This is a genomic window from Fulvivirga kasyanovii, assembly GCF_009711405.1.
Classification (GTDB): Bacteria; Bacteroidota; Bacteroidia; order Cytophagales; family Cyclobacteriaceae; genus Fulvivirga; species Fulvivirga kasyanovii.
Window position 1 is genome coordinate 379 of the sequence record NZ_SMLW01000320.1, and the last position, 5,098, is coordinate 5,476.

General features: G+C 43.7%; 7 protein-coding genes. 6 read left to right on the top strand and 1 reads right to left on the bottom strand.

What is annotated here, in order from left to right; translation table 11 throughout:
• Positions 1-396: 396 nt before the first annotated feature.
• From E1163_RS02795 to E1163_RS02820, 6 genes are all read left to right on the top strand, one after another.
• On the top strand, positions 397-561 hold the full coding sequence (locus E1163_RS02795) for a DUF1328 family protein (protein ID WP_040495052.1): 165 nt from the start codon (positions 397-399) through the stop codon (positions 559-561).
• 135 nt (positions 562-696) lie between these two features.
• Positions 697-1,197: a pyridoxamine 5'-phosphate oxidase family protein gene (locus E1163_RS02800; RefSeq protein WP_155169237.1), complete on the top strand. Its 501-nt coding sequence runs from the start codon at positions 697-699 to the stop codon at positions 1,195-1,197.
• 55 nt (positions 1,198-1,252) lie between these two features.
• Entirely contained in the window at positions 1,253-2,104 is an 852-nt protein-coding gene (locus E1163_RS02805) for an SDR family oxidoreductase (protein ID WP_155169239.1), read from the top strand.
• A 43-nt stretch (positions 2,105-2,147) separates the two neighbouring features.
• The gene (locus E1163_RS02810; RefSeq protein ID WP_155169241.1) at positions 2,148-2,645 is read left to right on the top strand and encodes a DUF4112 domain-containing protein; all 498 of its coding nucleotides are present in this window, start codon (positions 2,148-2,150) and stop codon (positions 2,643-2,645) included.
• 20 nt (positions 2,646-2,665) lie between these two features.
• Entirely contained in the window at positions 2,666-3,169 is a 504-nt protein-coding gene (locus E1163_RS02815) for a hypothetical protein (protein WP_155169243.1), read from the top strand.
• Positions 3,170-3,196: 27 nt separating this feature from the next.
• Positions 3,197-3,754, top strand: coding sequence for a DUF421 domain-containing protein (locus tag E1163_RS02820; RefSeq protein ID WP_155169245.1), 558 nt, complete (start codon positions 3,197-3,199; stop codon positions 3,752-3,754).
• Here E1163_RS02820 and E1163_RS02825 read toward each other — a convergent pair.
• On the bottom strand, positions 3,726-5,098 hold a 1,373-nt coding region (locus E1163_RS02825; RefSeq protein ID WP_155169247.1), incomplete at its 5' end, for a PAS domain-containing sensor histidine kinase. The genes E1163_RS02820 and E1163_RS02825 overlap by 29 nt on opposite strands.

Sequence of the window (5,098 nt, forward strand, 5' to 3'; positions counted from 1 at the left end):
CTTTTTAAGTGGCATCAAATTCATTAAAAAATAACAATAAGCGAGTTTACTGATCTTCGGTAGTAAACTCACATCATGCTTTATTTACGGATCGATTCAACTCCACAAATTTTCAGTGGTTCCAAAAGGTGTAGCCCTTCTTAATTAATCAAGAAGATGTAAGCCTTTAAGATGTGGGATTTCTTCAGTTAGGCAGAAGATAAACTTTAAGGTTTACCAAACGTCAGTTTAGCAAAGCACAAATAACATCATAATAAACACCAAACATTCCCAATTCCGGGGCAACATTTCTACAGCTAGGTACACTTAAACTGCTTATTTAAGCCAAAAATGGCATTGGCAGGATATTTACCCTTATGTAAATAAACAAGTTCTAATCACTAAAACCTTAAAACTATGTTACGTTGGATAGTAATTTTCTTAATAATCGCCCTGATAGCTGCGATCTTCGGTTTTGGAGGTATAGCAGCGGGTGCGGCTTCAATTGCAAAAATAATCTTTTATATATTCCTGGTACTTCTGGTAATAGGATTAATCATGCATTTGGCCCGGCGGGCGTGACCGAAATAAAACTCCGGCATAAATTATCTTATGCCGGTTTACCTTATTAAAACCAATTCTGTCAGCCATCCTTGAATGTAAGGGTGGCTGTTTCTCAATAATCATAATACTACATTACAACTAACTATATAAGCTATGAGTACTGAAAATCTGGAACATAGAGAGGCGCTTAAAAAGCTCAAGGAGCTGATAGATGATGTTAAAACCTGTATGCTGGCCACCAACCTGGAGTATTTACCCCTTAATGTCAGGCCCATGCAAACCTTGCAGGTAGACGATACCGGTAATATCTGGTTCTTTAATTCCAAGGACAGCCTACAATACACTGATATTCAACAAGATAATAGAGTTCAATTAATGTATGGACATCCGGGCAAAACGGAGTTTTTGTCCATCTACGGAACTGCCCACCTATCCCGGGAGCAAGATAAAATAGATGAACTCTGGCACCCAATGGTCAGTGCCTGGTTTGAGGGTAAGGATGATCCAAACCTGATGCTGCTTAGGGTTTCTCCGCAAGATGCCTATTACTGGGACACCAAGCACAACAAATTGGTATCCCTGTTCAAAATTGCTGCTTCCTCGGTATCCGGGCATTATGAAGACGATGGGGTTAAAGGCAAGCTGAAAATCTAAAAGATTTGCCCGCGATATCAGCATAAGAGATTTAATCACATAATCTGTAACAACTATGTCTAAACCAACCAAATTCCCGGAACAAAGCCAAAAAGAGCAGCCGGGCAAAGAGCATGAAATGACTCCTGAGCCTGAGATCATTCGCGAGTCATATAAAGGAAGTCATAAACTTCAGAATAAAGTGGCCCTGATTACCGGTGGCGACAGTGGTATTGGCCGCGCGGTAGCCGTCCACTTCGCCCGTGAAGGTGCGCAGGTCGCTATTGTGTACCTTAAGGAGGATAAGGACGCACTAAAAACAAAACATATGGTAGAGGAAGAAGGAAGCAGTTGCCTGCTTTTGGAAGGAGATATCCGGCATCCGGAGTTTTGCAAAAAGATAGTGCGGGTAACTGTGGAGCACTTTGACTCCATTGACATTTTAGTGAATAATGCTGCGGTACAGTATCCCAAAGATTCCATAGAAGAAATAAGCATGGAGCAGTTGACTGATACCTTTAAGACAAACATCTTTTCAATGTTCCAGATCACTAAAGAGGTGGTTCCGCACTTGAAGAAGGGTTCGCACATCATCAACACAACATCGGTAACAGGCTACCGCGGCAGCAGCCACCTGCTGGATTATTCTTCCACCAAAGGTGCCATTACCTCATTTACGCGGTCGCTGGCTAAAAATCTGGCCTCCAAAGGCATCAATGTCAATGCAGTAGCTCCCGGCCCTATATGGACACCACTGATACCTTCAACTTTTGATGAGGTAAGTGAATTCGGTTCGGACACTCCTCTAGGCAGAGCCGGTCAACCTTCGGAAGTAGCCCCGGCATATGTTTACCTGGCTTCTGAGGACTCCAGCTATGTAACCGGACAGGTCATTCATATCAACGGAGGCGAGGTAGTAGGAAGCTAGCTGCGCTATGTGTGGCTGAGCTTTATAAATGAAAACAACCTGAATGAAAACGATAACCATAGAACCAGAAGTAATAGAAACAAAAACCAATAAACCGGAACTGCGGTGGGTGGAAAAGGTGTCCCGGTTGATGGATTCGAAGTTCACCATACCAGGAACAAAAATACGTTTTGGCCTAGACCCTGTACTAAGCTTGATACCCGTACTGGGTGATGTAGCTACATACTTCGTTTCCGGAGTGCTGATCTATACCATGTATAACCACGGAGCCAGCCGGAAACTGGTGATCAAAATGATGATCAATGCTACTCTGGATGCCATTATGGGAGCCATTCCGGTGGTAGGTACCGTATTTGACATGTTTTTCAGGGCTAACGAGCGTAACGTACGGCTGCTGAAAGAGCATTACGAAGAAGGCAAACATACAGGCTCCGGCCAGGGTTTGCTGATTACATCCGTAATAGTACTGGTTTTAATTACTGTGGCCGTTTTGCTTGCCGTATGGAAACTACTGGAGGCCCTTTTTGAAATTCTCTTTTAAACTAAAAACGACTATCAATAATGAAAAAGTTAAATTTATATCTGGCATTATTATTAATGATCTTTTTGGCCAACTGTGGTGGGTCAAATGAATCAGAAACAGAATATGAAAAGTTGCTGCAAAAATCTGATACTTTGGAAAAACGCAACAGCAACCTCGCAGAAGCCCTGGACACCGTCAGGCAATCACACGGACAGTTGACCCAACAGTTGGAGTCCATGAGCGACGTGGATACGGCATGGCTTGAAAAACTGGCAAAACATGAGGTGGTACTGAAAAACCAGCAGGTCACACTAGAGAAAAACAGGGATATTTTCAAAAATCATAAAGAGTTCTCCAATAAACGTGACCAGGTAACCAAAGAAGAGTTTCAGGCCCAGATATCTGAAATGAAACAAGGCCACAGCGAAATAAGCAATGAACTAGACCAGATCAAAAGCCAACAGCAAATGATCAGCGACGAACACAAATCCATAAAGGAAGAATTAATGAACAGGCAAGAGGACAATCAGAGCTCAATGTAAGCCTGTACCAGAGCGCATAGTTAAATTATGGAAGACATACTATTTGCTACCAAAAGCGAAGTATTGAGGATAGTATTGGCAGGTGTAATGGTATATGCCTGCCTTGTCCTCTTACTAAGAATATCCGGTAAAAGGACGCTTTCTAAGTGGAACTCTTTCGATTTTGTAGTAACTGTGGCTTTTGGATCAACCTTTGCAACGGCCTTACTCTCCAAAGATGTTTCCGTGGCAGAAGCTGTGATGGCATTTGTGATGCTGGTTGTGCTTCAGTTTGTAGTCACCTGGCTTTCGGTACGTTCTGCCTGGTTCAGGAAAATGGTCAAGTCCAAACCATCCATTATTTTCATGCACGGCCGGTTCATTGAAGAGAGAATGAAAAATAAGCGGGTAACAAGATCCGAAGTAAAAGCAGCTATAAGATCACGTGGCCATGGCTCTGTGGCAGAAATTGACGCGGTAGTGCTTGAAACAGACGGCAGTTTCAGTATCATCAGTAGTCATGAAACACTCCCTGAGAAATCTTCACTTGAAGGTGTAGAGGGATTTACAGAGTACATCAACTCCTGTCCGGCAAAGGCAGTATGAGCGAAAATGTGGCTCCATGCCCCGGTTCACTACTGACCCTGATAGCCCCTCCATGCTGTCTTGCTATCTCCTGAGATATATAAAGTCCCATACCCAGCCCATTGGCACTTCGGGCAGCATCAGAGGAGCGGTAAAACTGGTCAAATAACTTACCCTGCTCATCCGCAGGAATACCAACACCAAAATCTACCACATCTACCTGCACATGCTCATCAGTAGTCATGGTCCGTACAATGACCTTATCCGCTTTTGGGGAGTATTTGATGGCATTGGACAGCAGATTGTTTATAATTTGTTCCACACGGTCCTTATCCGCCAGTACCTTCAGGCTCACTCTTCCTTCAAATACAATTTCATGGGTCGGGCATTCGTGTTGTGCAATCTCTATTACCTCCTGGATCAGTTCATCAATGTCAAACTCCTCGATATTCAGCATCACCTTACCGGACTGGATCCGGGATACATCCAGAAGTTCGGCTATCAGGGCATTAAGTTTTTCAGCACTTCGGTAAGCTTTATCTATATATGAAGGCACTGGCTCATACTTCTGCTCCCCAATGATTTCCCTGAGTAATTCCAGATAAGCCTTTATACTGGTTAGCGGCGTTCTAAGCTCATGGCTGGCTATATTGAGGAAGATATCCTTTTTATGTTCACTTTGCTTCTGCTCATGAATGTTGGTATCGGTACCTATCCATTTTATGATCCTGCCGCTATCGTCTTTTACTGACATGGCTTTGATCAGAAACCATTCATAATGGCCATCTTTAGCAGCCAACCGCTGCTCAATGATAAAATCTTCGCCCGTTTCTACGCAATGCCCCCATAGCTTCTCTCCTGCTTCGAGGTCATCAGGATGTACAACTTTACGCCAGCTCTCATCGTCGTTAGACTCCAGGCCGGTGTATTCCTTCCAACGTCCGTTGACATAGATGGACTCCCCTTTGGCATCAGTGATCCAGGCGATAATGGGCAGTGACTCCAGCAGCAGCCTGCTCTCCGTTTTTGCTGCCTCTTTCTCCCTGATCTCTGTCGCCAACTTCTCATTGGCACGTTTTAGGGCATCAGTACGCTCCTCTACAATCTTTTCCAGCTCCTGAGGGCTTTTGTACTGCATCACCTTCGGAGCCACCCTGATGAGGGCAAAAACAGTCCCTATAGACACTGTAGCTGTTATAAACCTCATTACAGCACTGAGCTTGTATACCGGTTCCCAGAAAATGACGGCATCAACCAAATGAGTAAGTCCACATGACAGTATAAAAGAAATAAACAACAGTGTAATACCTGGGAAAGGAAATTCAGCATCTTTCTTTTTATACAAGAAAAAGCCCAGAATAACTG

Excerpts from the sequence above, each read along its gene's own strand:
- E1163_RS02820 (WP_155169245.1), top strand. The coding sequence starts at position 3,197 with ATGGAAGACATACTATTTGCTACCAAAAGCGAAGTATTGAGGATAGTA.
- E1163_RS02795 (WP_040495052.1), top strand. The coding sequence starts at position 397 with ATGTTACGTTGGATAGTAATTTTCTTAATAATCGCCCTGATAGCTGCG.
- E1163_RS02810 (WP_155169241.1), top strand. The coding sequence starts at position 2,148 with ATGAAAACGATAACCATAGAACCAGAAGTAATAGAAACAAAAACCAAT.
- E1163_RS02800 (WP_155169237.1), top strand. The coding sequence starts at position 697 with ATGAGTACTGAAAATCTGGAACATAGAGAGGCGCTTAAAAAGCTCAAG.
- E1163_RS02815 (WP_155169243.1), top strand. The coding sequence starts at position 2,666 with ATGAAAAAGTTAAATTTATATCTGGCATTATTATTAATGATCTTTTTG.
- E1163_RS02805 (WP_155169239.1), top strand. The coding sequence starts at position 1,253 with ATGTCTAAACCAACCAAATTCCCGGAACAAAGCCAAAAAGAGCAGCCG.